Origin of the sequence: Kitasatospora sp. NPDC048298 (assembly GCF_043201465.1) — a bacterium.
Classification (GTDB): domain Bacteria; phylum Actinomycetota; class Actinomycetes; order Streptomycetales; family Streptomycetaceae; genus Kitasatospora.
Window position 1 is genome coordinate 58,247 of sequence record NZ_JBICYZ010000027.1, and the last position, 24,294, is coordinate 82,540.

General features: G+C 74.3%; 20 protein-coding genes. 12 read left to right on the top strand and 8 right to left on the bottom strand.

What is annotated here, in order from left to right:
* Positions 1-379 precede the first annotated feature (379 nt).
* Positions 380-1,975 (top strand): alpha/beta hydrolase, encoded by a 1,596-nt coding sequence (locus ACGF0D_RS20870; RefSeq protein WP_392918258.1) that lies wholly within the window; start codon positions 380-382, stop codon positions 1,973-1,975.
* 166 nt (positions 1,976-2,141) lie between these two features.
* On the top strand, positions 2,142-2,783 hold the full coding sequence (locus tag ACGF0D_RS20875; protein WP_392876826.1) for a DsbA family protein: 642 nt from the start codon (positions 2,142-2,144) through the stop codon (positions 2,781-2,783).
* Between the two features lie 60 nt (positions 2,784-2,843).
* Here the strand turns inward: ACGF0D_RS20875 and ACGF0D_RS20880 are convergent, their stop codons facing one another.
* Positions 2,844-3,434, bottom strand: a complete 591-nt coding sequence (locus ACGF0D_RS20880; protein WP_392876086.1) for a DUF1707 domain-containing protein — start codon at positions 3,432-3,434, stop codon at positions 2,844-2,846.
* A 295-nt stretch (positions 3,435-3,729) separates the two neighbouring features.
* Between ACGF0D_RS20880 and ftsH the strand changes: the two genes are divergently transcribed.
* Positions 3,730-5,832 carry an ATP-dependent zinc metalloprotease FtsH gene (gene ftsH, locus ACGF0D_RS20885; RefSeq protein WP_392918261.1) on the top strand — a complete coding sequence of 701 codons (2,103 nt, stop codon included), beginning with the start codon at positions 3,730-3,732 and terminating at the stop codon, positions 5,830-5,832.
* Between the two features lie 66 nt (positions 5,833-5,898).
* On the top strand, positions 5,899-6,738 hold the full coding sequence (gene nadE, locus ACGF0D_RS20890; RefSeq protein ID WP_392876080.1) for an ammonia-dependent NAD(+) synthetase: 840 nt from the start codon (positions 5,899-5,901) through the stop codon (positions 6,736-6,738).
* A 104-nt stretch (positions 6,739-6,842) separates the two neighbouring features.
* Here the strand turns inward: nadE and ACGF0D_RS20895 are convergent, their stop codons facing one another.
* Together ACGF0D_RS20895 and ACGF0D_RS20900 are read right to left on the bottom strand one after the other, a co-directional pair.
* The gene (locus ACGF0D_RS20895) at positions 6,843-7,229 is read right to left on the bottom strand and encodes a hypothetical protein (protein WP_392918264.1); all 387 of its coding nucleotides are present in this window, start codon (positions 7,227-7,229) and stop codon (positions 6,843-6,845) included.
* A gap of 120 nt (positions 7,230-7,349) precedes the next feature.
* Positions 7,350-8,021, bottom strand: coding sequence for a hypothetical protein (locus ACGF0D_RS20900; protein ID WP_392918346.1), 672 nt, complete (start codon positions 8,019-8,021; stop codon positions 7,350-7,352).
* Between the two features lie 407 nt (positions 8,022-8,428).
* On the opposite strand from ACGF0D_RS20900, the gene ACGF0D_RS20905 reads away from it, so the two are divergent.
* On the top strand, positions 8,429-9,571 hold the full coding sequence (locus ACGF0D_RS20905) for a YncE family protein (RefSeq protein WP_392918267.1): 1,143 nt from the start codon (positions 8,429-8,431) through the stop codon (positions 9,569-9,571).
* A 103-nt stretch (positions 9,572-9,674) separates the two neighbouring features.
* Here ACGF0D_RS20905 and ACGF0D_RS20910 read toward each other — a convergent pair whose 3' ends face one another.
* A complete protein-coding gene (locus ACGF0D_RS20910) occupies positions 9,675-11,429 on the bottom strand; it encodes a DUF885 domain-containing protein (protein ID WP_392876072.1) in 1,755 nt (584 codons plus the stop codon).
* A gap of 150 nt (positions 11,430-11,579) precedes the next feature.
* Entirely contained in the window at positions 11,580-12,008 is a 429-nt protein-coding gene (locus tag ACGF0D_RS20915; RefSeq protein ID WP_392918270.1) for a DUF5997 family protein, read from the bottom strand.
* 67 nt (positions 12,009-12,075) lie between these two features.
* On the opposite strand from ACGF0D_RS20915, the gene ACGF0D_RS20920 reads away from it, so the two are divergent.
* Positions 12,076-12,915, top strand: a complete 840-nt coding sequence (locus ACGF0D_RS20920; protein ID WP_392918348.1) for a LysR family substrate-binding domain-containing protein — start codon at positions 12,076-12,078, stop codon at positions 12,913-12,915.
* A 54-nt stretch (positions 12,916-12,969) separates the two neighbouring features.
* Positions 12,970-13,551, top strand: a complete 582-nt coding sequence (locus tag ACGF0D_RS20925) for a DUF421 domain-containing protein (protein WP_392918273.1) — start codon at positions 12,970-12,972, stop codon at positions 13,549-13,551.
* 55 nt (positions 13,552-13,606) lie between these two features.
* Here ACGF0D_RS20925 and ACGF0D_RS20930 read toward each other — a convergent pair whose 3' ends face one another.
* Together ACGF0D_RS20930 and ACGF0D_RS20935 are read right to left on the bottom strand one after the other, a co-directional pair.
* Entirely contained in the window at positions 13,607-14,326 is a 720-nt protein-coding gene (locus tag ACGF0D_RS20930) for a rhomboid-like protein (RefSeq protein ID WP_392918276.1), read from the bottom strand.
* A 108-nt stretch (positions 14,327-14,434) separates the two neighbouring features.
* Positions 14,435-15,784, bottom strand: coding sequence for a cytochrome P450 (locus ACGF0D_RS20935; protein WP_392918277.1), 1,350 nt, complete (start codon positions 15,782-15,784; stop codon positions 14,435-14,437).
* Between the two features lie 308 nt (positions 15,785-16,092).
* Between ACGF0D_RS20935 and ACGF0D_RS20940 the strand changes: the two genes are divergently transcribed.
* Positions 16,093-17,496: an amidase gene (locus tag ACGF0D_RS20940; protein ID WP_392918279.1), complete on the top strand. Its 1,404-nt coding sequence runs from the start codon at positions 16,093-16,095 to the stop codon at positions 17,494-17,496.
* A 69-nt stretch (positions 17,497-17,565) separates the two neighbouring features.
* Here ACGF0D_RS20940 and ACGF0D_RS20945 read toward each other — a convergent pair whose 3' ends face one another.
* Complete coding sequence (locus ACGF0D_RS20945) at positions 17,566-19,506, bottom strand: FUSC family protein (RefSeq protein ID WP_392918282.1); 1,941 nt, start codon at positions 19,504-19,506, stop codon at positions 17,566-17,568.
* A 431-nt stretch (positions 19,507-19,937) separates the two neighbouring features.
* Here ACGF0D_RS20945 and ACGF0D_RS20950 point away from each other — a divergent pair, with 431 nt between their 5' ends.
* The 4 genes from ACGF0D_RS20950 to ACGF0D_RS20965 all read left to right on the top strand — a co-directional run bounded on the left by ACGF0D_RS20950 (position 19,938) and on the right by ACGF0D_RS20965 (position 24,293).
* Positions 19,938-21,047 carry a phytanoyl-CoA dioxygenase family protein gene (locus tag ACGF0D_RS20950; protein ID WP_392918285.1) on the top strand — a complete coding sequence of 370 codons (1,110 nt, stop codon included), beginning with the start codon at positions 19,938-19,940 and terminating at the stop codon, positions 21,045-21,047.
* Complete coding sequence (locus ACGF0D_RS20955) at positions 21,029-22,372, top strand: DUF6271 family protein (protein WP_392918287.1); 1,344 nt, start codon at positions 21,029-21,031, stop codon at positions 22,370-22,372. The genes ACGF0D_RS20950 and ACGF0D_RS20955 overlap by 19 nt, the downstream gene beginning before the upstream one ends.
* Before the next feature lie 107 nt (positions 22,373-22,479).
* A complete protein-coding gene (locus tag ACGF0D_RS20960) occupies positions 22,480-23,709 on the top strand; it encodes a type III PLP-dependent enzyme (RefSeq protein WP_392918351.1) in 1,230 nt (409 codons plus the stop codon).
* Positions 23,706-24,293, top strand: coding sequence for a GNAT family N-acetyltransferase (locus ACGF0D_RS20965; RefSeq protein WP_392876046.1), 588 nt, complete (start codon positions 23,706-23,708; stop codon positions 24,291-24,293). The genes ACGF0D_RS20960 and ACGF0D_RS20965 overlap by 4 nt, the downstream gene beginning before the upstream one ends.
* Position 24,294: the final 1 nt, after the last annotated feature.

The window sequence follows — 24,294 nt, forward strand, 5'->3', positions numbered from 1 at the left end:
TCGGGAGGTTCCCGAGGCGTAACCCCCGGTCTCCACCCTGCCGATCGGCAGAGTGGAGACCGGGCAGGGGGAGGCAGGCGCCCCGCAGCCGGGCCGCGCAGACCGGTCCCTCACCCGTTCGGCCGGTGGCAGCCGGTCCGGCGCACGCCCCCGTCCGTGGGCCTCCGCACGGCACCGGCGGGCTCCAGCCCCTAGGGTCTGCGGTGCGTCGACGAACCGAGCGCCGGGCGTACGCCGTCCCGTCGAGCGCACGGGCGTCCGGCAGGCCCAAAGGCCCGCAAGCCCGCAGGCCCAAGGCCCAAGGCCCAAACGCCCAAAGGCCCAAAGGCCCGTGACCGCGCGCCGGGGCGCCCGGCCGACCGAGAGGTGGACCCACCCCATGCACACCGTCGTCCGCGGCGCCGGAGCGCTCGGCCTCACCGCCCTGCTGCTCACCGCCGCCACCGGCTGCCAGGCCGACAGACCCTCCGCCGCCGAGCCCGCACCGACCTCGCCGGCCACCGGCACCGGGACGGCCACCGGCACCTCCGAAGTCGCCACCGCCCTGGCCACCCAGCGCCTGCACTGGCACGCCTGCGCCGCCCCCACCACCGCCCAGGGCGCCGGCACCGCGCCCGCGGCCGACTGGCAGTGCGCCACCCTCAAGGTCCCACTGGACTACGGCAAACCGGACGGCGCGACGATCGACCTCGCCCTGATCCGCACCCCCGCCAAGGACGAGCAGCAGCGGATCGGCTCGCTGCTGTTCAACTTCGGCGGCCCCGGCGCCTCCGGCGTGGTCGGCCTGCACGCCCTCGCCGCGACCTACGCCTCCCTCAACACCCGCTACGACCTGGTGAGTTTCGACCCGCGCGGAGTCGGTGCCAGCGCCACGGTGACCTGCCTGGACGACCGGGCGATGGACGCCGCCACCGCCTCCGACGGCACCCCCGAAACCCCCGGCGAGGTGAAGGCCCTGGACGACACCAACGCCGGGTTCGTCGCCGCCTGCGAGCACAACTCCGGCGCGGTGCTGCCGTACGTGGACACCGAGAGCGCCGCACGCGACATGGACCTGATGCGCCAGGTACTGGGTGACCAGAAGCTGTCCTACTTCGGCTTCAGCTACGGCACCCAGCTCGGCGGCGTCTACGCCCACCTGTTCCCGCAGCAGGTCGGCCGGATGGTGCTGGACTCGGTGGTCGACCCCACCCAGGACCCGCAGCAGGCCGCGCTCGGCCAGGCCCAGGGCTTCCAACTCGCCCTCGGCGACTTCATGAAGGCCTGCGCGGCCCAGGCCGGTGCCGCCTGCCCGACGGGCGCGGGCGGCGACGAGGGGACGGCGAAGGTCGCCGCACTGCTGAAGCGGCTGGACCAGTCGCCGCTGCCCACCAAGCAGGGGCGGCAGCTCACCGAGAGCCTGGCGGTCACCGGCATCGCGGGTGGCCTGTACAGCCAGGCGACCTGGCCCGCGCTGGCCGGCGGGCTCACCGAGGCGATGGAACAGGGGACCGGTGACACGCTGCTCCAGCTCGCCGACGCGCTGAACGGGCGCGACCCGCAGGGGCACTACAACAACCTGAACGCCGCGAACCGGGCGATCAGCTGCGTGGACGCCCGGCAGCGCTACTCGGACCAGGACGTGCAGCAGCAGCTGCCGCAGTTCCGCGCCGCCTCCCCGGTGTTCGGGACCTACACCGCCTGGGGCCTGAGCGGCTGCACCGGCTGGCCCGTCCCCGGCAAGACCGCCCATCCGGAGGTCTCCGCGCCGGGCGCCGCCCCGATCCTGGTGGTCGGCACCACCGGAGACCCGGCCACCCCGGTGGAGGGCGCCCGGGCGATGGCGCAGCAGCTCGGCGCGGGGGTCGGCGTCAGCGTCACCCTGCAGGGCGAGGGGCACGGCGGCTACAACACCGGCAACGCGTGCCTGAAGCAGACCGTGGACGCCTACCTGCTGGACGGCACGGTGCCGGCGGACGGGACGACGTGTGCCTGAGCGGGGCGGTCGGGCGTGAGCTCGGGTGCGAGAGTGGCCCACCACGGCAGCTGTCGATTGGCCCTGGAGGGTGGGCCATTCGGCCGCTAGCCTCTTCGACGTGACGAACGACGTGACGAACGATGTGACGAACAGCGTGCTCGACCAGCACCCCGCCCACCACGCCATCCAGCCCCTCGACAACGGCCACAGGCCCGACAGCGACACCGTCAAGGTCGACTTCTACTTCGACCCCGTCTGCCCGTTCGCCTGGATCACCTCGCGGTGGATCCTGGAGGTCGAGCGGCAGCGTGAACTCGACCTGAACTTCCGGGTGATGAGCCTGTCCGTCCTCAACGAGGGCCGCACCGACCTGCCCGAGCGCTACCAGCGCCTGATGACCACGGGCTGGGGCCCCGTACGCGTCTGCATAGCCGCCGCCGAGCAGTACGGCCCGCAGGTGCTGCGCGAGTTGTACACCGAGCTCGGCACCCGGCTGCACGACCAGGACCGGCCCGCCGACGACACCGTCATCCGGGAGGCGCTGGCGGCGGCGGGCCTGCCGGAGGAGCTGGCCGAGGCGGCGAACAGCACCGATCACGACGAGGCCCTGCGCAAGAGCCACCACGAGGGCATGGACCCGGTCGGCGAGGAGGTCGGCACGCCGACCATCCACGTGGACGGCGTGGCCTTCTTCGGCCCGGTGCTGAGCGCCATCCCGCGCGGCGAGGACGCCGTACGGGTCTTCGAGGGCGTGCGGCTGCTGGCCGGCTACCCGAAGTTCTTCGAACTCAAGCGGACCCGGACGGGCGGCCTCGACTTCTCCTGACCCGAGCAGGCCCGACGCGGCCAGAGGCCAGGCCAGGCCAGGCCAGAGCGCCCGCGCCCGTCAGTCCCGGCGGCGCTGCTTGATCCTGATCGGCCCCGACCGTGGGTGGCCGATCAGGACCAGCGTCGGGGCGCCGGGCTCCGCCGACTCGGCGGCCTTGTTGACGATGTTCCCGGTGTTGGTGCTCGACGGATCGATCCGTACGCCCCAGCCGCGCGGGACGATCAGCCGCACGTGGCCCATGCCGGTCGACGCCTCCACCGTGACCTCCCGGTGGGGGCAGACGGCTTCGGTGAAGTCGATCGTGAGCAGCGACATCCTGGTCTCCGCGACGATCCGGCGGGGCACCGACCACCGGCCGGCCTGCACCATGTTGTTCATCCGGGGCCGGAGCACGAGGGCCTCCTCCGCGGACTCCGCTCCGGGCCCGACCCGCCCGCCGAGGTCCGCCACCAGGACGTCGAGTTGGCGGTAGGTCCGCGCGGCGTAGGTCAGGTCGAGTCGCTCCTCCAACTCCGCGAGGTCGATGCGGCCTTCGCCGGCGGCGACCCGCAGCTGCTCGGCCACCGCCTCCCGGTCGCTGTCCCCGGCCCGGGGTTCCATGGCGGCCTCGGGCGTCGTGCGTATGGCGGGCAGTTCCTCGTCGACCATGCGGCTACTCTAGGTCACGAACAGCCCTGGCAGGCCGCTCGATCGCCAACTCCCCGTGCCCGGATGTGCCGTGAGCGTGGCCGACACCGTGGCCGGCGGAGCGGCCGGGGGCCGGAGCCCGGCGGACGCCCGCGCTCTGCGGCTGTCGGCCCGGGGTGCCGCACGCGCCGTTCTCCCCCGGGTGGACCGTTACCACCCCGTTCGGTCTCCCGTCCGGGCGCGGACCGTCCGACCATGGAGGGGCGGAGGCTGTTCGGCCTCCCGAGAGTTCGGCCCCGAGAGGCGGTGAGCGTGGATGATCGTACGAATCCGGCTGCGCGCTGCCCGTCACCCCACGACTCCACCGGGGCCCGATTCCGGCCCGGGCACCGACTCGGGCGCCGGCCCCGGCACCGGTCCGGGCCAGAGGCCGGGCTGGGACCAGCCGCGCGGCCAGGGCCCGGGCCAGGGGCGGAACCAGGGCCCGGGGCCCGGCGGCCCGGGCGGCCCAGGGGGCCCCGGCAAGCCCCCGCCGCCCTCGTGGCGCCGCTGGCTGCTGCCCGTAGCCGTGCTGGTGACGCTGCTCCTGCTGGTGCTCTTCTCCAACCCCGGCAAGCCCGGCACCCGCTACGGCTACAGCGACTTCGTGAGCCGGGTCAACGCCGGCCAGGTGCAGACCGTGGACGTCAGCGACACCGGCGGGGTGAGCGGCACGCTCAAGGACGGCACCCACTTCACCAGCCAGATCCCCACCGCCCTGGACACCTCCCAGCTCAGCAGCGCGCTCACCGACCACCAGGTGACCGTCACCGGCAGCCGGACCAGCAGTGGCGGCTCGATCTGGTCCACTCTGCTGCTGTTCCTGCCGCTGCTGGTCTTCGGCGCGCTGTTCCTCTGGTCCGGCCGGATGGCCGCCCGCTCGCTGGGCGGCGGCCTGAGCGCCATCGGACGGTCCCGGGCGAAGATCATCGAGGCCGAGCGGCCGAACACCGGGTTCGCCGACGTGGCCGGCTACGAGGGGGTGAAGCAGGAGGTCAGCGAGGTGGTCGACTTCCTGCGCAGCCCGGAGCGGTACGCCGCCGCCGGGGCCAAGGGGCCACGCGGGGTGATCATGGTCGGGCCGCCCGGCACCGGCAAGACCCTGCTCGCCCGCGCCGTCGCCGGGGAGGCCTCGGTGCCCTTCCTCTCGGTCACCGGCTCCGGCTTCGTGGAGATGTTCGTCGGCGTCGGCGCCTCCCGGGTCCGCGACCTCTTCGACGACGCCCGCAAACGCGCGCCGTCGATCATCTTCATCGACGAGATCGACGCCGTCGGCGGCCGCCGCGCGGGCGGCACCCGGCTCGGCGGCAACGACGAGCGCGAGCAGACCCTGAACCAGCTGCTCGCCGAGATGGACGGCTTCGACCAGAGCACCGGCATCGTCGTCATCGCCGCCACCAACCGCCCGGACGCCCTCGACCCGGCCCTGCTGCGCCCCGGCCGCTTCGACCGGCAGGTCACCGTCCCGCTGCCCAACCAGGCCGAACGGGCCGCCATCCTCGCCGTGCACGCCCGGGGCAAGAACCTGGACCCGGACGTCGACCTCGGGCGGCTCGCCCGCGGCACCCCCGGCTTCTCCGGCGCCGACCTCGCCAACCTGGTCAACGAGGCCGCCATCAACGCCGTGCGCGCCGACCGGTCCGTCCTCACCGCCGACGACCTCGACGCGGCCCGAGACCGGGTGCTGCTCGGCCGCCGGGAGTCCTCCAACGCGCTGCTGCCCGAGGAACGGCACGCCGTGGCGGTGCACGAGTCCGGGCACGCGCTGATGGCCGCGCTGTGCGAGCGCGCCGACCCGGTCGCCAAGGTGACGATCCTCCCGGCCGGCGTCGCCCTCGGCGCCACCGAGCAGCTACCCGAGGCCGAACGGCACCTGTACAGCGAGGGCTACCTGACCGACCTGCTCACCGTCCAGCTCGGCGGCCGGGCGGCGGAGCTGGTGGTCTTCGGCGAGGGCTCCACGGGCGCCGCCAACGACCTCGCCAACGCCACCTCGGTCGCCACCCGGATGGTCCGCGAGTTCGGCCTCTCCCCGGAGCTCGGCCCGGTCGGCTACTCCAGCGGCACCCCGCACTACCTCGGCGACAACCCCGAGGACCTGCTGCGTCGCCCGTACTCCGAGCAGACCCAGCGCGCCGTGGACGAGGCGGTGGCCGGCCTGCTGCGCCGGGCCGAGCGGCGGGCCCTCGACCTGCTCACCGAGCACCGGCACCACCTGGACGAGCTGGCGGCGCTGCTGGTCGCCAAGGAGACGGTGGACGGCCGGGTGGTGCTGGACATCCTGGCGCACCCGGGACCGGGCCCGGAGCAGCCGGTCTCGCTGCGCAAGCCCGACGGACCCGAGGGGCGGGCGGAGCCGGGGGAGACCCCCCGCCCGTGACGGCCGTGCCGCCGGGGGTCGTATCCTCGTGAGCGCGTCACGTACCCACCGTCCCGAGGAGTCGGAATGACCGAGCCCCTGCCTGCCGACGTCCAGCGGGAGATCGCCCGTGCCCTCGGGGTCGTGCCCGTGCCGGACCCCGCGGAGGAGGCCGAGCGGCGGGTGGAGTTCCTGGCCGACCAGGTGCGGACCACCGGCGCGCGCAGCCTGGTGCTGGGGATCAGCGGCGGTGTCGACTCCACCACCGCCGGGCGGCTCTGCCAGCTCGCCGTCGAGCGGCTGCGGGCCGAGGGGCGCCAGGTGACCTTCACCGCGATGCGACTGCCGTACGGGGTCCAGGCGGACGAGGCGGACGCCCAGCTCGCGCTCGGCTTCATCCGCGCCGACGAGGTGCTGACCGTCGACGTCAAGCCCGCCACCGACGGCGCGCTGGCCGCCCTCAAGGCCGCCGGACTGACCTACACCGACCACGGCCACGAGGACTTCGTCGGCGGCAACGTCAAGGCCCGCCAGCGGATGGTGGTCCAGTACGCGGCGGCCGGCGCCAAGGGCGGGCTGGTGGTCGGCACCGACCACGCCGCCGAGGCCGCCGTCGGCTTCTTCACCAAGTTCGGCGACGGCGCGGCCGACGTGATGCCGCTGTCCGGCCTGACCAAGCGCCAGGTGCGGGCGATCGCCGAGGCACTGGGCGCGCCGGCCGAGCTGGTCAAGAAGGTCCCGACCGCCGACCTGGAGAACCTCGCCCCCGGCCGCCCCGACGAGGACGCCCTCGGTGTCAGCTACGACGCCCTGGACGACTTCCTGGAGGGCCTGCCGGTCAGCGAGGAGGTCTTCCGGACCGTCCTCGGCCACTACCGCCGCACCGAGCACAAGCGCAACCTGCCGGTCGTCCCGCCGGTGGCCTGACCGGCCGGGCCCCGCCTTCGCCGCCCGTCTCCCGGACCCCTCGGTGGCCGGGCGGCGGGCGGCGGCCGGGTGGTCGACGGGCCTGGGCGGTCCGGTATCACTTGCTAGGGAATGCCGCCGATGGCGCCGCCCAGGAGCAGGGCGACCACGAGGGCCAGGAAGGCCGCCAGGGCCAGATGGCCGAGGAGGAGGCCGAGCATCGCGCAGCGCCAGCGGCGCTGCGGGGTCGACCGCTGACCGGCGACGGCCACGCCGAGCAGCACCGTGAACGCGATGCCCGCGAGGAGCCCCCAGGTCTGCAGCACCGCCGAGTGGTGCTCCCCGGGTGTCTGTTCCCCGGCCCAGCGCCAGATCCTGGACAGCAGGAAGCCGTCGAGCACCACCGACAGCACGGCGAACACCGCTCCGGCCCTGAGATCCGTCGTCTCTCTGCCCAGCCCCTTGACGCCCGTCCTCGCCACTGCGCCCGCCCTCTGATGTCGCTCGTTCACGCGTTCGGTCAGGTTACCGGTGGGGCGGGTGTCACGGCGGTGGGCCGGCGCTCACCTGTCCCGTCACCCGAGTGGTCGCAACGGCGATGCTGTGCCCAGCAGTTGAGCCGGGGCGGCCCGTCAGTCCCCGTCGGCGTCGGGCGCGGGGGTCGGGGCGGAGCCGGTGCCGACGGCGAGCCTGCCCTCGGCGGTCGTCCAGTCGGTGGCGATCGCCTGCTGGGCGGCGGCCAGGGTGATCTGGCCCTTGCAGATCGCGGTGTGCAGGTGGGTCTCCACCGTGTCCTTGGGGTTGTTCGGGCCCTTGCCGGGGACGTGGCCGGGGGAGGGCGGCTCGACCCACAGGTTGCGCGGGTCGTTGGGGTCGCCGCCGAGCTGGAGGCTGATCAGGTGGTCGTACTCGGCGTCGGCCAGCGGTCCCGTGTAGGCGTAGGACTTGGCATTCTCGGCCTTCTCCTTGCCGGTGATGTTCGCCGGCGGGCGGATGGTCGAGGTGTAGCCGCCCGGCTTGCAGATCGTGTCCTTGAGGTTGGCCTGGCTGACCGCCGGGCTGATCGCGCCCGGGGTGCAGGCGGGGTCCGGCAGCGGCTGCTGGTCCGCGGTGTGGCGGTAGTGGCAGCTGCCCGGCGCGGGCTGCGGCTGGACCTCGTACCTGTCCTTCGGGCCGGGGCCGGTGACGATCGAGGCGGCGGGCGGGGCGGCCGCCGCGGAGCCGGACCTGACGCTCCCGGCGGTGTGGCCGCCGCCGGGCGAGCAGCCCGCGACCGCGGCGGCGAACAGGACGGCGGCGGCCATGGCCAGGGCGCGGCAGGCGGGAGCCGGCACGGGTTCCTCCAACGGGGTGGGCGCGGGCGGCGGTCGCCGGGCGTGCCGGTGGCCGTGCCAGCGGACCCTACCGTGTCGGCAGGGCCGTTGGGGTGACGCCGCGTTCGGGCGCGGGAAGCCTTCGTCGGGCGCGCGGAACCGTTTCCGCGACGGCGGCGAATCCGGCTGACGCCGAGGCCCACGCCGACGCATGACGCATGACGCATGACGCATGACGCCGACGCCGTGGCCGATTCCGGTTCTGGCGGTGTCGTGAAGGGGCTGTGTTCGGCCGGAGTGGGACCGACTCCGGCCGAACCGCTACGCGGGCCCCGCGAACGTGTCGTAGCCTGACGCGGACGCGGCGAAGCCGCGATCCGACCGGCGGGAGGGGAAGCATGAACGGGCTTGTGCGGAAAGCGCGTTGGCTTGGCGCGGTGGTGGCGGCGGGGGCGCTGCTGGTGACCGGGACGGAGGCGGTGGCGGCCGCGCCGGCCGGCCCGGCGGTGACGGTCCGGCAGGGCGTCGCCTCGGACACCGTGGCCTCGGACACCGTGGCGTTGGGAGCGAAGGGCGAGTCGTTCACCGTCAGCCCGGACGCCAGCCGCGCGTTCGTGGTGGCCAGTTACGACATCGACCCGGGACACGGGGCCCGCGTGGTCCGCAGTCTCGACCTCCGGACCGGGGTGAGCACCGACCTGCTCACCGTCTCCTCCTTCGACATGGTCGGCCGTCCGACCGTCAGCCCGGACGGCAGCCGGGTCTACGTGACCGTCAACTGGGACCTGCTGACCTTCGACGCCGTCACCGGCGGGCTGCTCGCCCGGGTCGCCACGCCCGACCAGCCCCGCCCCGGAGCGATGACCAAGGGCGGGCTGAACGAGGTGACCGTCAGCCCGGACGGCACCCGGCTCTGGCTGTCCCAGTACGGCCCCTACGGCGTGCGCATGGGCAGTCGGGCCGGCCGCGTCCTCGCCTACGACCCCGCCACCCGGACCTTCCCCGGCAGCGTGACGCTCACCGGCTTCACCGTGAACCAGGTGGTGCTCGGGCCCGACGCCACCGACGCCTGGGTCGGCACCGCGGACAACCTGTACCACCTGGACGTCGAGGGCGCCGTCCCGCAGGTCATCGACCGGGTGGCGGGCTTCGGCTCCGCCGAGGCGGTCGTGCCCGCCCCCGACGGGCGCACCGTCTACGCGAGCGGCTACCGCGAATGGGGCACCGTCTCCCTCGACACCCTCGACCCGGCGACGAACACCTTCCGGTCCGGCTTCTCCCTGGGGCCCTTCGACAACGGCCCCCAGCTGCTCGGGGCGAGCCCCGACTCGCGCCGGCTCCGCGTGTTCACCGGCGCGAAGACCGCGCAGGCCGCGCTGCTCTCGTACGACCCCGCGACCGGCGCGGCCGTCCCCGGCGAGACCGTCACCGGCTTCGGCCTGGACTCCGTCGTCCAGGTCCAGCTCGGGGCGGACGGGCACACCCTCTACCTGGCCGGGCTCCAGGGCGGTGGCTCGGTCCTGCGGACCGTCCGGTTCTGACGACGACCGGACGGCACCGGGGCGGGCGTGGAGCCCCCGGTGCCGTCCGGCGGACGGCACCGAGGCGGACGCGCAGCGGTGGCAGGGCGGCGGGACGTACGGCCTACTGCGCCGCGATCCAGTCCGTCACCAGCTCCTCCAGCACCCCCAGCGGCAGGCTGCCGTGCCCGATCAGCTGATGGTGGAACTCCCGGACGTCGAACCGGGCGCCGAGCGCGGCCTCGGCCCGTTCGCGGTGCCGTACGATCTCCCGGCGGCCGATCAGATAGGCGGTGGCCTGGCCCGGCCAGGCGATGTAGCGGTCGATCTCGTTGCGGACGTTGGCCGCGGGGGTCGCGGTGTTGGCCCGCAGGTAGGCCATCGCCCGCTCCCGGGACCAGCCGTAGTGGTGCATCCCGGTGTCCACCACCAGCCGGACCGCCCGCAGCGCGTCCATCGAGAGCATGCCGAACCGGGACAGCTCCGAGCTGTACAGCCCCATCTCGTCCGCGAGCCGCTCGGTGTACAGGCCCCAGCCCTCGACGTGGGCGGTCAGCTGGCCGCTCGGGTTCCGTCGGAACAGCGGCAGGTGGTGCAGGGTCCGGGCGACGGCGAGCTGGAGGTGGTGGCCGGGCACGCTCTCGTGGAAGGCGAGCGCCTCGTACTCGTAGCTGAACCGGCTCTCCGGGCGCAGCGTGTTGATCCAGTGGGTTCCGGGCAGCCCGCCCGGGCCCGGCGGCTGGTAGTAGGCCAGAGGCGCGTTCTCCGCCTCGATCGGGTCGATCTCCCTGGTCACGCAGTCGGCGATCGGGTACGGGCGGAACCAGTCGGCGCAGGCGAGGCGGGCCCGCTCCAGCGCCCCGTCCACCAGGGCGACGATCTCGGCCGCGCTGCCGAAGCGCAGCGAGCGGTCCTCGCGCAGCGCGGTCAGCACGGCCGCGGGCTCGGTGATGCCCAGGACCTTGCCGCCCAGCTCGGCGAACTCCTCGCGCAGCGCCGCCACGGCCTCCAGGCCGATCCGGTGCACCTCCTGCGGGGTGAGCCCCGGCCGGGTGAAGCGGGCGACGGCGTCCGCGTAGCCCTCGGCGCCGCCCGGCACGTGGCAGACCCCGGGCTTGTCGTCCGGCCGGGCGACCGGTACCAGCTGCTGGGCCAGCCCGGCCCGGTAGCGGGCCACCGCCGGGCGGACGGCGTCGCGCACGACGGCCAGGGCCCGCTCGGACTCCCGGCGGCCGGCCAGCGGCCGCAGCAGCTGGTCCTCGGCCGGGGCGGTGGCCAGGTGGGCCTCCAGCTGGGCGACGGCGGCGTCGACCCCGCTGCGCGGCGGGCGGCGGCCCTCGGCGGCGGCGTCCAGGGTGCGGCGCAGCGTGGCGTCGAAGAAGCCGGGCAGGGCGGCGAGGCGCTCCAGGTAGGCTTCGGCGCCCTCCTGCTCGACCGAGGTCATGGCGAGCGCGGAGAAGGCCTCGTTCTGCGGGGCGACGATGGTCGCCGAGACGCTGAAGTCGGCCAGCCCGTGGGTGATCTGGCCGATGCCGTTGTCGATCAGCCGGGCGAGCACCCGGTGGGTGATCCGGTCCTCGCCGGCCAGCGTGTCCGGCGGGATCGCGGCCAGCCGGTCGGCGAAGCCGCGCAGCGTCCCGCGGTGGCGGTGCGCGGCCTCGCGGGACGGGTCGGGCACCAGGTGGGCGTAGCCCTCGACCCCGCTGAGGGTCGCGTCGAACGGGTTGTGGGTGTTCTCGGCAGCGAAGAACTCGTCCGCGAGCGCGGCGAGCCCCGCGTGCCCCGCGTGCCGAGGCTGCCCGGTGTCCCGAGGCTGCCCTGCGTGCTGGTGCTGTTCGGCGTCCTGAGTCCGCCCTGTGTCCTGAGGCTGCTCGATCACTGGTCGCTCCCCCGGTGCGGTTGCCGCGGTGCGGCGTACCGCCGCGCCCGATCCCGCCGATTATTCGGAGCGATCGACGGCCCGGTCAATACGCCGCGGCGGGAGGGGAGTTCCACCCCTTCCGCCACGGCCGCACCGAGGGGAGACGGGTCAGCGCGCCTGGGCGGCGTTGCCCTCCTTGGCGGCCTGGGCGGCGGCCTCCTTCTCGTGCTTCTCCTTGATCCGGGCGGTCTCCTTGCGGACGTCCACCTGGTTGGCGCGCTCGTGCTGGAGCCAGAGCGGGTTCTCGGCCTTGACGGCCTCGATCTGCTCGGTGGTCAGCGCCTCCGTCACGCCGCCGCGGGCCAGGCCGGAGATCGAGATGCCGAGCTTGGCGGCGACCACCGGGCGCGGGTGCGGGCCGTTCTTGCGCAGGTCCTGGAGCCACTGCGGCGGCTCGGCCTGCAGCGCGTTCAGCTCCTCGCGGGAGACCACGCCCTCCTGGAAGTCGGTCGGCGCGGCGTCGAGGTAGATCCCCAGCTTCTTGGCCGCCGTGGCCGGCTTCATGGTCTGGCTGGTCTTCTGCTTGAGCGATGTCATGGTGACAAGGGTAAGGGAGCGCGCGGGCGCTTCCGGTCACGGTCGGTAGCCTTGCCCTGTGACAGACATGCAGGTGAACCCGTCCTTCCGGCTCGTGTACGTCCCGGGCGTGACCCCCGGCAAATGGGTCCGGGTCTGGAGCGAGCGGCTCCCGGACGTGCCGCTGGACCTCCTCGCGGTCCCGTTCGGCGATGCCGAGCGAACCCTGCGCGAGGGCGGCGCGGATGCCGGGCTGGTCCGGCTGCCGGTGGACAAGGACGTGCTGAGCGCCATCCCGCTCTACACCGAGACCACCGTCGTGGTCTTCCCCAAGGACCACTGGCTCGCCGCCGCCGAGGAGGTCCCGCTGGCGGACCTGGCCGAGGAGGTGGTCTTCCACCCGCTCGACGACTCCCTCGGCTTCACCGCCGAGACCCTGCCCGGGCGCCCCGCCATCGCGCGACCGGACAGCACGGAGGACGCGATCGAGCTGGTCGCGGCGAACGTCGGCGTGCTCCTGGTGCCGCAGTCGCTGGCCCGGCTGCACCACCGCCGGGACCTCACCTACCGGCCGGTGGTGGAGGCGCCGCAGTCCCAGGTGGCGCTGTCCTGGCCGCAGGAGCGGACGACGGACCTGGTGGAGGAGTTCATCGGGATCGTCCGCGGCCGTACGGTCAACAGCTCGCGCGGCCGCGGGGCCGGGCAGGCGGCGCCCGAGGACCGGCCCGGGAAGGCGGCGGCCCCGCGCAAGCCGCAGCAGCAGAAGTCCGGCGGGCAGAAGTCCGGTGCCCAGAAGGCGGGCGGCCAGAAGACGGGCGCCCAGAAGGCGGGCGGCCAGCGGGCCGGGGGACCGAAGGGCGCGAAGGCCGGCGGTGCCAAGGCCGGCGGGCGCGGCGCGGCGGCCCGGCGTGGCAGGCCGAAGCGGTGACCCAGGCGTAGCCTCTGCCCCGTTCCCAACAGCCGAGGCGGGAGGAGCGGGGCAGTGTGGCACGACCTGGTGGCGGTCCAGATTCCGATCGTGGAGAAGGTCCTCCGCACGATCGCCGTCTACGTGTTGATCCTGGTGCTGTTCCGGCTCGCCGGGAAACGCGGGCTGGCGGGGCTCAACACCTTCGACATGGTGGTCGTCTTCCTGCTCTCCAACGTGGTGCAGAACGCCATCATCGGCAACGACAACAGCCTGTTCGGCGGCGCGATCGGGGCGGTCACCCTGGTCGCGGTGAACGCCGGCGTCACCCGCTGGCTCGCCCGCGACCCGAGGGCCGCCCGCATCCTGGAGGGCAGGGCCACCACCGTGGTCCGGGACGGCAGGCTGGTGCCCGGAGCGCTGCACGACCTGGCGCTGCGCCCGTCCGAGCTGGAGCACGCCGTCCGGATCCAGAACGGCGACGACCTCGGTGAGGTGGCCCGTGCCCGGCTGGAGCCGGACGGGCAGCTGCTGGTCGATCTCAAGGCGGACGAGCAGAACGCCACCCGCGGCGACGTCGAGGACCTGCGGCGCCGGCTGGCGGAGATCGAGCGGCTGCTCGCCGCCATCGCCGCCGACCGCCGCCCGCCCCGCTGACGGCCGCCTCGCTGACCCCGGCCCCGCTGGCTCCCGCCCGGTTTCCGTGCGGGAGTCAGGCGGACCCCGGGGCCCCGGAGCGACGGCGGCGGGAGGCGGTCAGTGTCACCGCGGCGGCCAGGGCGAAGCCGAGGGCGGCGGCGAGGAGGTGGCCGACGGTGGTGAACTCCGGGAGCGGGCCTGGCCATTCGCCGCCGCCGCCGGCGAGCGGCCAGGCGAGGACGAAGGCGGCCCAGGGCAGCCGGGCCCACCGGGGTACGGCGAGGGTGGCGAGGGCGAGGACGGTCTGGGCGCCGTAGCTGATGCCGTAGTCCGAGGCCTGCCGCACGTCCTGCGGGTACCAGCCGTGTCGCAGGGCGAGCAGGATCACCGCGGCGGTGAGCAGGGTCGCGCCGATGTGCCCGCCGAGGAAGACGGCGGCGGCGCGCAGGCTGCCGTGGCGGCGCTCGGTCCAGGCGAGGCAGCAGCAGACGCCCAGGCCCAGGGTGATCAGGGTGCTGCCGAAGCCGGTGGAGAGGACCTCGGTGAGGGTGCCGTCGAAGAGCAGCGCACTGCCGAACAGGGCGGTGACCGGGTGGTCGTGCAGGTTGTCGAGGTTGGTGCTGATGTGGTCGCGGAGCGCGTCCGCCCGGTCGGCGGCGAGCACGCTCTCGACCCAGACGTGCCCGAGCAGGAGCAGCACGACGTAGCCGAAGGTCAGCGGTGAGCGGCGCGGGTACGTCCGGACGGCGTGCAGCGCCCCGGTCAGGAGTCCCCGTGGGGTTCGAGCGTTCATGGCGTGGTGGTGTCCCGGTCGAGCGGCCTGGTTCCGGCCGGCGCCCGTACGGCCGGCCACGCCGGGACAGTACCGAAGTCCCGTTCCCGGACGCCGGTCGGCGTCCGGTCAGCGGATGCGGCGGGTCAGCCGCGCGGTGAAGGGCCGGGGCGCGAGGGAGGAGCCGCGCCGGGGGCGGACCGGCCGGCCGGGGGCGGGGGTGATGGTCCAGCGGGCGGCGATGGTGGCGATGGCGAGGACGGCCTCGGTGGTGCCGAAGTCGTCGCCGATGCAGCGGCGGGCGCCGAGGCCGAACGGCGTGTAGGTGCCGGGGGCGGGGCTGGCGGTGGTGAGCCAGCGGTCGGGGTCGAAGCGGTGGGGGCGGGGGAACAGGTCGGCCCGGCGGTGCAGCAGGTAGGGGCTGAACAGCAGGGTGGTGCCGGCCGGGACGCGGTGGCCGCCGAGCTCCGCGTCGGTGGTGGCGGTGCGGCTGAGGATCCACGGCGGCGGGTAGAGCCGCAGGGTCTCGCTGACGATACGTGCTGTGAGCGGCAGGGCGGGCAGGTCCCCGTGGCGGGCGGGACGGCCGTCCAGGACGGTGTCCAGCTCGGCGTGCAGCCGGCCGCGGACGGCCGGGTTGGCGGCGAGCAGCGTCCAGGCCCAGGACAGGGTGGCGGCGGTGGTCTCCACGCCGGCGAGCAGGAAGCTGAGCACCTGCTCGTGGATCTCGGCGTCGGACAGGCCCAGGCCGTCCTCGTCGGTGGCGGCGAGCAGCGTGGAGAGCAGGTCGTGCCGGTCGGTGCCGGTGGCGCGGTGGTCGGCGATCAGCCGCCGGGTGGTCTCCCGGAGGTCCTGCCGGGCGCGGCGCAAGCGGCGGTTGCCGGGGGTGGGGAGGCGGTCGGCGTCGGGCAGCGGCAGCAGCAGCCGCCGGGCGAGGCCGTGGGTCACGACGTCCATGCTCCGGTGCACCGGTGGCGAGCCGGCCCGCTCGTGCGCGGCGAACAGGCAGCGGGCGGTGACGGCGGTGCTGAGGCGGTGCATCGCGGCGGGAACGTCGATCACGTCGCCGTCGTGCCAGCGGGCGGTGGCGCCGGCGATCTCCTCGGCCATCAGGGCGGCGTGGCCGGGCAGCCGTTCACGGTGGAAGGCGGGCTGCAGCATCCGGCGCTGGCGCCGGTGGACGGCGGCGGGGCAGGTGGCGAGGCCGTTGCCGACGACCTCCCTGGCCTTGGCGAGGAGGGGCCCGCCCTTGTCGAAGGTGTGGTCGTCGGCGAGCATCCGGTGGACCAGCTCGGGGTGGCAGACCACGTACGCGCGGAGCGGGCCGAGCCGCAGCCGGACGAGGTCGCCGTGGGCGGGCAGCCGGGCCACGAACTCGTGCGGGCGGTGGAGCAGGGCGGGGGCGTGGCCGAGCAGGGGGAGGCCGCCGGGGGCCAGGGCCGCGGTGAACCGGGTGGTCGGGAAGAAGGGGGTCGGCACGGGCGTCACCTTGGTTGGGGCGGGAGGACCGGGACGAATCGTGAACGTGATCTTTCCCGGCGGCGTGCGGTGAAACGATCGTGGACCGGCGGACGGGGTGAACGCGGGGGCGTGGGTTGAACGGTCGTGCGCCCTCGACGATGTGACGAATCGTTCATCCGCGGAACGGCGCCCCGGCTCGGCGGGAGCTGTCGGCCACGCCTACACTCGAAGCCCTTGCGAGATTACCGGTCAGTAGAACCGGGCAGGAACGACCAGCCGGTGCGATCGCCGGACGGCGAGACGCCCGGCAGGAGTGGGGAGTTCGGATGACCGACGAGCGGGTCCACGCGTTCGCCGACGACGCCCTGGGCGCCCACGACGCGGTGGCGCTCGCCGCACTGGTGCGGGCCGGCGAGGCCGACCCGAGGGAGCTGGTCCGCGCGGCCGCCGACCGGGCGGCCCGGGTGGACGGCGCGCTGCTGCCCGTCGCCCACGCCTCGTACGACAGGCCGCGGATCAGCCGGGAGGGCATCGACGGCCCGCTGTGGGGCGTGCCGACGTACCTCAAGGACAACGTCGACCTGCGCGGCCTGCCGACGGCGATGGGCAGCGCGGCCTACCGCGCCCGACCGGCCCGCCGCAACGCGCGCTTCACCGACCAGTTCCTCGCCACCGGCCTCGCCGTCCTCGGCAAGACCAGGCTGCCCGAGTTCGGCCTCAACGCCTCCACCGAGTTCGCCGCCGCCCGGCCGGTGCGCAACCCCTGGAAGCCCTCGCACTCGGCCGGCGCCTCCTCCGGCGGCTCGGCGGCCCTGGTGGCCTCCGGTGTGGTGCCGATCGCGCACGCCAACGACGGCGGCGGCTCGATCCGCATCCCGGCGGCCTGCTGCGGACTGGTCGGGCTCAAGCCCACCCGGGGCCGGCTGGTCACCAACGCCCAGAGCGGCAAACTGCCGATCGACCTGGTCACCGACGGCGTGCTGACCCGCTCGGTGCGCGACACCGCCGCCTTCTTCGCCGCCGCCGAGCGGCACCGCGCCAACCCCGCGCTGCCCCCGCTCGGCCTGGTCGAGGGGCCGGGCGAACGGCGGCTGCGGATCGGCCTGGTGGTGGACTCGCCGATCGCCAAGACCGACGAGCCGACCAGGCGGGTGGTCGAGGAGACGGCCGCCCGGCTGGAGGCGATGGGCCATCTGGTCGAGCCGACCGAACTGCCCTTCGGCGAGGAGTTCTCCCGTGACTTCGTCAGCTACTGGGGCTACATCGCCTGGGCCATCGCGGCCACCGGCCGGCTGCTGATCGACCCGAGCTTCCGGGCCGGGAAGCTGGACGGACTGACCACCGGGCTGCGCCGCCGGTTCCAGGCCGAGTTCCCGCGGACCCCCGGCGTGCTGCGGCGGCTGCGCCGGGCCGAGGGCGTGTACGCGGGGATCTTCCGCGGCCACGACGTGATCCTCTCCCCGGTGCTCGCCCACACCGCCCCGCCGATCGGGCACCTGAGCCCAAACGTCGACTTCGACGAGCTGATGGACCGGCTGATGCGCTACGTCGCCTTCACCCCGGTCAACAACGTGACCGGCGGTCCGGGCATCGCGCTGCCGGCCGGCTCCGCGCCCGGCGGGCTGCCGGTCGGGGTGCACCTGTCGGCGGCGCACGGGCAGGAGCGGCTGCTGCTGGAACTGGCCTTCGCGCTGGAGGCGGACCGGCCCTGGCGGCGGATCCAGGACTGAGCCCGGCGATGCCGCGGCCGAGCCCGGCGGCCGGCGCCCTCGGCCGACGGCGGCCGCACCGGGAGCCGCTCAGGCCACCGGCGCCGCCACCGAGCGGGCCGCGTGCACCTCGTGGTGCAGCCGGGCCAGCGCGCAGTCCGGCGACAGCACGTCCGGTTCCGCCGCCGGCAGCGGCGCCCCGGTGCGCAGCGCCTCGGCCAGGCCGGTCAGCTCCCGGGTGACGGCGGCGACGTCCTCGGGGGTCGGCACCGGCGCGCCGTGCTCGATCCGCACCCGGGTGGCCGTGGTGGTGTCCACGATCCGCTCGACCGCGATCACCACCGGCCACCACGCCTCCGCCCGGGGGCCGACCGGTGGCGGCTCGGTGAGCGCCCGCTGGAACTCGCTGCGCACCGTGGACAGGTCCCGGTAGAGCCGCCGCCGGTAGCGGGCGCGGGCCGGTTCGTCCTGTCCGGGCACGGTGGTGAGGGCCAGCGACACGTACGAGGCGGTGTCCTGGACGGCGTCGGCGAGGCGGTCGCCGATCCGGGTGTGCCAGGACTCGGGCCACAGCAGGTAGCCGACCAGCAGCGCGATGCCGCAGCCGATCAGCGAGTCGTAGAGCCGGGGCAGCACCAGGTGGAAGCCCTGGTGGTTGAGCAGGTCGGAGAGCAGCAGGATGACCGGGGTGATGGCCGCGGTCTGGAAGGCGTACCCCTTGGCGGACAGCGCGGGGATCAGCGCGGCCAGCGCCGCCATCACCGGGACGTCCCACCAGCCGTGCGGCACCTCGGCCAGCACCGGGATGGCGATCAGCAGTCCGGCCGCGGTGCCGAGCGCGCGCAGCACCGCGCGGGAGAACACCGAGCCGAAGTCGGGCTTCATCACGAAGGTCACGGTCAGCGCCACCCAGTAGGAGCGGGGCACCGCGATCGCCGAGACCAGCACCTGCGCCAGCCCGATGCACAGCGCCAGCCGCAGCCCGTACCGCCAGGAGGTGTCGGACAACAGCAGTGCCCTGGCCGCGCGCCGGGCCCGGACCGCCAGGTGGGCGGGCCGGCCGAGCCGGTCCTCGTCGGCGTACGGGTCGGGCGCGGCCTCGTACACGACGGCGGCGGCGTGCCCGACCGCCTCGACCAGCGCGCGGGTGGACGGGCCGGCCGGGACCGGCAGGTCGAGCGGCGGGGGCGGGCCGGTGCGGCCCTGCTCGACGGCGTCGGCCAGCGCGCGCACGGCGGCCGGGTAGCCGGCGGACAGCGGGCCGAACTCGGGCGGGCGCAGCTGGGCCGCCGGGGCCGCCTCGACCACCGGGATCACCGCGTTGAGCTGGGCGAGCAGCCGTACCAGGGTGGGTGAGCGGCCGTGCTGCCGGGCCCGGCGGGCGAGCAGCAGGTCGTAGGACTGGTTGAGCGAGCGGGTGAGCTCGCGGCGGCGGCCGTCGTACTCCGGTGTGCCGGTGGCCGCCAGCAGGTCGGCGACCGCCCGGTAGGTGTCGGCCACCACCACCCGCTCGGGGACGCCCAGGCGCAGCGGCCAGGCGAGCAGGGTCAGGGCGAGCACGACCAGGCCGCCGAGCAGCAGCAGGGCGGGCGGCAGCCACCAGGGCGAGGGCAGCGGCAGGCCGGCCCCGACGACGGCGTTGAGCAGCAGGAGCAGTCCGGAGACGGAGGCGACCGCGCCGATCGAGGAGATCATGCCGGAGACCAGGGCGACGACGGTCACCGTCGCGACGGCCGCCCAGCCGGAGCCGAACACCAGGGTGCCGCACAGCATCCCGAGGGCGCCGAAGAGCTGGGGCACGGCGATGTTGAACACCCGCATCCGGTACGCGTCGGCGGTGTCCCCGATGACTCCGGACAGCGCGCCCATCGACACCAGCGCGCCGTACGCGGGCCGCCCGGTGGCGGTGCCCACCGCGAGCGGGACGGCGAGTGCGACGGAGGCGCGGGCGACCGCGGCCCGGGGGATCGGCGCGGCCCGGGGCCGCAGGCCCTCGGTCAGCCACGAGGGAGCCGTCAGCGCGCGTGCCATACGCCCAACGTACGGCCGGCCCGTCCGGTTCACCGTTCGCGCTTATGTCAATTCCGGAAACATACCCGCGCTTATGTCAGTCTCCGAAACATAAAGCGAACCCCGAGAGGCGTTGTGAGCTGCGCCGATTTCCCAATCGGCAACCCGCGGGAAAGGGTTGACACCATTAGTTGGTCTAGTCCAACGTATGGAGAGCGCGGTCCGGCAGTGGCTGATGTGGGGTGAGACGCCCTGCCGGGCGGGCGAGTTGGCCCCCTGACGTGGCGCTGTTCCGTGCCCGTGGGGCGAGGCGGCAAGGACCGTGTGCGGACGGACCCTCCGTCGTACGCCCGAATTCCCGCCGCGGCCGTTCACCGGCCGCCGACCCGCCGTGCCCGCACCGAGCGCATGAGGAAGCGCTGCGCCGACTACGAACCATGGAGTGACTGCCCATGCCGAGCCCTGCCGAACGCCCCGACGCGCCCGCCGGGGAGTACCTGTACCGGGCCGCGTCGGAGCGCCCCTACTTCAGCGCCGACACCGAGAGCTACCTCGCCCGCACGGCCCTGCGCGACATCCGCAAGAAGCACCCGCTGCGGGTGCTCTCCGAGGAGGACCACGCGTTCTGGCAGACCTACGGCTACGTGGTGGTGAAGCAGGCGATCCCGGCCGAGGCCGCGCGCCGACTGCTCGACTTCGCCTGGGAGTTCCAGGGCCTGTCACCGGACCGCCCCGAGGACTGGTACCGCGAGCGCGACTACCGCGACGAACTCGACCGGCACCTGCACATCTACGGCTTCGTCGAGGCCTACCACCACCAACTCCTCTGGGACAGCCGCCAGTCGCAGCGCGTCTACGACGCCTTCGTGGACGTCTGGGACTGCGAGGAGCTCTGGGTCACCCTCGACCGGCTCAACCTCAACCCGCCCAACGTCCGCAACCGCGACCGCGCGCTGATCGAGCCCACCGACCGCGGCTTCGACATCGAACTGCACTGGGACGTCGACACCACCCAGGGCATCCTGCCGCAGCGCGTCCAGGGCATCATCGCGCTCGACGACACCGCCCCCGACCACGGCGGCTTCCAGTGCGACCCGGAGCTTTTCCGCCGCTTCAACGCGTGGCAGGCCGCCCAGCCGGCCGACCGCGACCCGATCCGCCCCGACGTCGACCGCACCGAGTTCCCCGTCGTGCGGCCCGAGTTGAAGGCCGGCGACCTGCTGATCTGGAACGGCCTGCTCGCCCACGGCGTGGAGCGCAACACCTCCGAGAACGGCGTGCGCGCGGTGCAGTACCTGTCGATGATGCCGGCCCTGGAGGAGTCCGAGAAGCTGCGCCGCTCCCGGGTGGAGTCCTGGCGCACGCTCGCCACCCCGGACTGGAACCGCACCCTGGTCGGCGACGCCGACCGGCCCGAGGCGCAGCGCTACGGGACCGCCGAACTCACCGAGCTGGGGGAGAAGTTGCTCGGCCTGCGGTCCTGGAGCGGCAAGCCCTTCGAGGAGTACGGGAACGACCGGCCGGCCGCCACGGGGGAGCGGGAATGCGCGACGTCTGCCTGACCCTGCCCACCAACCGCGAGTGCGCGGACACCATCACCGCGATCGGCGCCGAAGCCGCCCACGCCGTACGGCGGTTCGGCGTCCGGGTGCATCTGCTGGTGCTGGACTCCGCCGACCCGGCGGCCAGGCAACGGCACGCCGGGGCCCTCGCCGCCCTGCCGGCCGTCGAGGGCGTGGTCGTCCACCACCTGGACGAGGACGCCCAACGCGGCTTCCTGCGCTCGGTGATCGAGCGCTCCGGAGCGGCCGGCGAGGCCGGACCGGACCGGCTGCTGGACCTCATGCTGCCCGACGCCGTCTCCTACGGAGCCTGCACCAACCGGGCGTTCCTGCTGGCCGCCGCCCTCGGCTGCGAGTCGGTGCACCGCCGGGACTCCGACAGCCTCTACCAACTGCTCGACGGCGAACCGGTGTTCCCGATCGAGCACGAGCTGGCCACGCTCGGGCTGAAGGCCGCCGACGCGGCCGCCGCCGTCACCCGGAACACCCTCGACCCGGTGCACGCGGACAAGCAGGTCGCCCTGGTCGGCGCCTCCTTCGTCGGTGAACTCTCCGTCGACGTCGGCGAGATCCGCGAACTCGACCCCGAGGTCCACCACGACGTGGTCGCGCTCTGGGCGCCCACCGGCGCGAGCGAGGAGGAGAAGCGCGAACTGGTCGCCGAATCCTTCACCGGCGGCGGCACCGAACCGTTCACCACCGACCGCGCGGTGCTCGACCTGCCCGACATCTGGCACATCGACATGTGCAACATCGGCCTCCACCACGAGGTGTACGAACGGGTGCCGCTGCCGCCCGCCACCGACACCATCGGCAGCGACTACTTCCTGCACCACCTGGTGCGTGACGCGACCCTGCCGGGCGTCACCCACAACCGCCACATCGTCAACTACCACACCCCGGAACGGCGCACCGGCCCCGGCTTCACCGCCTACCAGCTGCGCTACGCCAAGTTCCTGCTGTCGATGCTCTACCTCTACCCGGTCTACTCCGAGATGGAGGCCGCCGGTGACGCCCTGCTCGACGAGCAGCACCACGTCCGCCCCGAGCCGATCGCCGACTCCGCCCGCCGCAGCGCCGCGACGGACCGCGCGGAGAACCACCGCAGGCTCGCCGAACTCGACCGCTGCTACCGGCGACTCGGCGGGAAGTACGCCGAGTTCGCGGACCACCTGGCGCCCCTGCGGGCGCGCCTGCTCGACGAGGCGCAGGCGGACATCGAGGACTTCGCGACACTGATCGACGCGTGGGGCCCGCTGGTGCGGGCGAGCAAGGCCACCCCCGCCGACCGGCTGCCGCGCCGGCCGAGGGGGAGCTCCACGTGACACGCCCGACCGTGAAACACCAGACCGTGACACCGCAGACCGTGACGCACCAGACCGTGACACACCGGACCACGGGGACCACGCACCGCATCCCGGCCGTCTCCGCGGTGCACACCGACGCGCCCCCGGCGAACCCGCCGCGCCCCGATGAGCACGACCACTCCGCGCTGCGCGCCGCACTGGCCGCCGCCACCGAGGACACCATCATCTACGACCTCGACGGCATCGGCCGCCAGTACGCCGCGCTCTGCGCCGAACTGCCGGGTGTGGCCGTCCGGTTCGCGATGAAGGCCTGCCCGGTGGACGAGGTACTGGACCACCTCGCCGCGCTCGGCTCCGGCTTCGACGCGGCCAGCCCGCAGGAGATCGCCCAGGCGCTGCGCACCGGAGTACCGCCCGGGCTGATCCACTACGGCAACACCGTCAAGTCCGACCGCAACATCGCCGAGGCCCACCGGCTGGGCGTGCGCGACTTCGCCACCGACAGCGTGGAGGACGTCGCGGCGATCGCCGAACACGCCCCCGGCGCACGGGTGTTCTGCCGGATCGCGACCAGCGGCGAGGGCGCCCTGTGGGGCCTGAGCCACAAGTTCGGCTGCTCACCCGAGGACGCGCTGCGGGTACTCGACGAAGCCCGCACCGCCGGGCTGGTGCCCTCCGGCCTGTCGGTGCACGTCGGCTCCCAGCAGATGACCGCCGAGGCCTGGGCCGCGGCGATCGACTCGCTGGCCGCCGTGCTGGAGGCGCTCAACTGGCGCGGTATCACCCCGACCCGGATCAACCTCGGCGGCGGCCTGCCCGCCCTCGGCGTCCTCGACCGCGGCGGGCGCCCGCTCGACCCGCCACTGGACAAGATGTTCACGGTGATCCGCGAGGGCATGGAACGGCTGCGCGCCGTCAACGCCGGGCCGCTGGAGTTCCTGCTGGAGCCCGGGCGCCACCTGGTCGCCGACCACGGCGCGATCCGCGCCCACGTCTCCCGGCTCACCTCCCGCCGCCGCCTCGACGGCACCAGGGACGACTGGCTCTACCTGAGCTGCGGCAAGTTCAACGGCCTGTACGAGATGGACCAGTTGCAGTACCGGCTGGAGTTCCCCACCCACCCCGGCGGCCAGTTCGTCAACGCCGCGGTGGCCGGCCCGACCTGCGACAGCGATGACGCGTACGCGCAGGAGGACGGCCTGGTGCGTGTCCCGCGCGCGCTCGGCTCCGGCGACCCGGTCTGGATCCACTCCTGCGGCGCGTACGCCACGGCCTACGCCACCCAGGGGTTCAACGGCTTCGCGCCGCTGCCGTACACCTGCGTCGGCGGGCGCCGCGAGGAAGGAAGCGCATGAGCGAGTACCGCATCCGGCTGCTCCGGGAGGAGGACTGGGACGAAGTGGTCGCGCTGGAGGAGCGCGCCTACGCCGCCAGCGGCCTGTCCGAGGGCCGCGAGGCGCTCCGCTCCCGGCACCGCGCCTCGCCGGACACCTGCTTCGTGCTGGAGCACCCGGGCGGCCTCGGCGGCTACCTGCTCGCCCTGCCGTACCCGCTGTTCCGCTGCCCGGACCTCGGCCGCAGCGAGGACGAGGGCGGCGCCACGCCCGGCGCGGGCGAGCGGCCGACCAACATGCACGCCCACGACCTGGTGATCTCCGAGGACCTGCGCGGCCGGGGCCTGTCCCTGCGGATGCTGCGGCACCTGGAGGAGACCGCCCGGGCGTCCGGCTACCGCACCGCCTCGCTGGTCGCCGTCCGCGGTTCGCACGTGCTGTGGACCCCGCTGGGCTACCGCGCCCGGCCCGAGATCGAACTGCCCGAGAGCTACGGCACCCGGGCGGTCTACATGGCGATGCCGCTGGACCCCGTCCCGGCCCGGCCGCTGCCGCACTCCACCGACCCGGTCCCCGGGCCGCGTCCCAGAGCCGAAGTGGGCTGAT